At 66.9% G+C, this 3,280-nt stretch carries 2 protein-coding genes; both read right to left on the bottom strand.

Features of this window, described 5'->3' with window-relative positions; genetic code table 11:
* Positions 1-449 (bottom strand): chemotaxis protein CheW (locus FXV83_RS17545; protein WP_148740659.1); only part of this gene is annotated, 449 nt, incomplete at its 3' end.
* Between the two features lie 22 nt (positions 450-471).
* Positions 472-3,279 (bottom strand): hybrid sensor histidine kinase/response regulator, encoded by a 2,808-nt coding sequence (locus FXV83_RS17540; RefSeq protein ID WP_148740658.1) that lies wholly within the window; start codon positions 3,277-3,279, stop codon positions 472-474.
* Position 3,280 lies beyond the last annotated feature (1 nt).

The raw sequence follows: 3,280 nt of genomic DNA, 5'->3' as shown, positions 1-3,280 counted from the left end.
AGCTCGAGGACGCGATCGACGTCGAGGACGACCATGAGCTGTCCGTCGAGGCGGTGGACGCCGCCGGCGAGCTTGGCCATGCGGGGATCGAGGTTGACGGGGTTGTCTTCCTTGCCGTCTTCGGACAGGCGCAGCACCTCGCCGATCTGGTCGATCAGCAGGCCGTAGGATTCGCCGCGCAGGTCGACGCCGACCGCCATCGGCACCTTGCCGTGCTCGGGCTTGGGCAGGCCGAGCCGGGCGCGCATGTCGACCACGGTGACGATGCGGCCGCGCAGGTTCAGCACGCCGGCGATCTCGCGCGAGGACAAGGGAACGCGGGTGACGCGCTCGGGCATGAACACGTCCTGGACCCGGGAGATCGGCAGGCCGAACAGCTGGCCGCCGATCATCGCGGTGACGTATTCGACCATCGCGCCTTCGCTCGCGTGGGTCTTGGTGGTGCTCATTGCTGTATCTCCCCTGTCCGCCTTACGCCGCGGCCCGGCTCAGCTCGGAGGCGCCGGCGGCACCTGCGGTCTGCTCCTTCAGCGCCGCGATCAGGCCGGGACGGTCGAACTTGGCGACATAGTCGTGGAAGCCGGCCTGGCGGCCGCGCTCGATCGCCGCCGGCGACACCAGTGCGGAGAGACCGATGATCGGCGTCGCGGCCAGGTTGTTGTCGGAGCGGATCACCTCGGCGAACTCGAACCCGTTCATCTCGGGCATCTCGATGTCGGTCAGCACCACGTCGAAGCTCTGGCCGGAGCGCAGCGTGGCCAGCGCCTCCTGCGCGTTCGGGGCGGTGCGGACGCGGTAGCCGGCGGCTTTCAGCACCGGCGCCAGCATGTTGCGGAAGAAGGCGCTGTCGTCGACCAGGAGCACCGACTGCGCGTGCATCGACGGCTTCATCTCCTTGCGGGTGAACCAGTCGGCGAACGCCATCGGGAGGAAGTGGCCGACGTCGATCACCTCGGTGGCCTGGCCCTTGATCACGGCCGAGCCGAGAATGCCGCTGGAGGAGCCGCCGACCTCGATGTTGAGCCGTTCCTCGACGATGTCGATGATCTCGTCGACGACCAGGCCCATCGAGCGGCCGTCATCGGAGAACACCAGGATCGGCTGGACGCCCTGGGACGCGATGGTGACGTTCTCCATCGCCACCAGCGGCATCAGCTGCTCGCGGTACTGCACCATGTAGCGGCCGTTGCTGAACTCGATCTTGTCGGCCGGCAGCTCTTCGAGGCGCGTGACGAGCCCGAGCGGGACCGCCTTGGGCTGGCTGGAGCCGGCGCGGAACACCAAGAGCGAGGTGGTCTGCTCGGCGGAGGAGGCGTGATGACCGGCGGCTTCGTCGCCCATGTCGTGGGCCGAGGAGCCGGCGGCGCCGAGCGCCTTGGCGATGCCGTTGGGGTCGATGATCATGATGACGGCGCCATCGCCCAGGATGGTGTTGCCGGAGAACATGTCGATGTGGCGCAGCTTGGTCGACATCGGCTTGACCACGATCTCTTCGGTGTGGAACACGCCGTCGACCACGATGCCGAAAGTCTGGCTGCCGACTTGCGTGACCACGATAAAGCCGTTCTCGGGATCGGACGCGGCGCCGTCGTCGATCTTGAGCAGCTTCTTGAGGTGGATCAGCGGCAGCAGCTTGTTGCGCAACCGGAGGACCGCGGTGTCCTTGATGCGCTCGATGCGGTGCTCTGAGTTGGCGCGGGCGCGGACCAATTCGACGACGGAGAGCTGCGGGATGGCAAACCGGTCGCCGGCGGCCTCGACGATCAGCGCCGAGACGATCGCCAGCGTCAGCGGGATCTTGATGGTGACGGAGGAGCCTTCACCGGCGACGCTCTTGATGTCGATGGTGCCGCCGATCTGGTCGATATTGGTGCGCACCACGTCCATGCCGACGCCGCGGCCCGACACCGAGGTGATGGCGGCCGCGGTGGAGAAGCCGGGCGCGAAGATGAACTTGTGGATCTGGGCTTCGCTCATCTTCTCGAGCTCAGCCTCGGTGACGAGGCCGGAGGAGATCGCCTTGGCCTTGATCCTGTCGGTGTTGAGGCCTCTGCCGTTGTCGGCGATGCAGATGATGATGTGGCCGCCCTCGTGATAGGCGGACAACCGAATGGTGCCCTGCTCGCCCTTGCCGGCAGCCAGCCGCTCGGCCGGGGTCTCCAGGCCATGGTCGGCGGAGTTGCGCACCATGTGGGTGAGCGGGTCCTTGATCAGGTCGAGCACCTGGCGGTCGAGCTCGGTGTCGGCGCCGTGCATCTCCAGCTCGATCTGCTTGCCGAGTTCGGATGAGAGGTCGCGGACGATGCGGGGCAGCTTCTGCCAGGCGTTGCCGATCGGCTGCATCCGCGTCTTCATGACGCCTTCCTGCAGCTCGGCGGTGACGTTGGACAGCCGCTGCAACGGCACCTTGAACTCGGTGTCCTCGTTGCGGCGGGAGATCTCCAGGAGCTGGTTGCGGGTCAAGACCAGCTCGGAGACCATGGTCATCAGATGCTCCAGCGTATCCACGTTGACGCGGATCGACTGGTTGGCGATGCGATCGCCCTCGGCGGCCACCTCGTCCGCCATCGACTTCTTGGCCGCGGGCTTGTCCTTGGCGGGCTTGGTCTCCTTGGCGGGCTGCTTGGCAGTTTCCTTGGCAGTTTCCTTGGCAGCAGCAGGGGCCGGCGCCGGCTCGGGTGCAGCTTCAACCTTGGCAACAGGCACCGGCGCTTCGATCGCGGTCTCGCGGAAGGCGCGCTCCAGCTCGTCCAGCGACACTTCGCCGGGACGCAGCGGCCGCTCCAGGGTCTGGTCGATCAGCGCGCTTTGGCCGGGCGCAGCTGCCACCGCAGCCGGCGCTTCCGGCACCAGCGGCGGCGCGTCGGCAACGGGAGCGGCAGCACCCGCCGCCATGGCGGCCATGCCCTGCTCGACCATCGCTTCCAGCTTGTCGATGAGGTCGCGGTCGGTGCCCTCGGGCTCGGCTTCGCTCGCCTCCAGCCCGGCCAGAATCTCCTTGATGCGGTCGATCGAGGACAGGATCACCGTCACCGCCTGCCCCGTCACCGGCATGCCGTCGCGGAACTTGCCCATCAAGGTCTCGCCGGCATGCGCCAGCGCTTCCAGCCGCGGCAAGCCCAAAAAGCCGCAGGTGCCCTTGATGGTGTGGACCAGGCGGAAGATGTTATCCAGGATCTTGGCGTTGTTCGGCTCCTGCTCGAACTTCACCAGCTGGTTGTCCACGGTGTCCAGGCTCTCGCTGGTCTCCGTCAGAAACTCCCGCAACAGATCATCCATG

Origin of the sequence: Bradyrhizobium hipponense (genome assembly GCF_008123965.1) — a bacterium.
GTDB lineage: Bacteria > Pseudomonadota > Alphaproteobacteria > Rhizobiales > Xanthobacteraceae > Bradyrhizobium > Bradyrhizobium hipponense.
The sequence above is the reverse complement of the archived record's forward strand: the minus strand, read 5'-3'. Positions and strand labels throughout refer to the sequence as shown.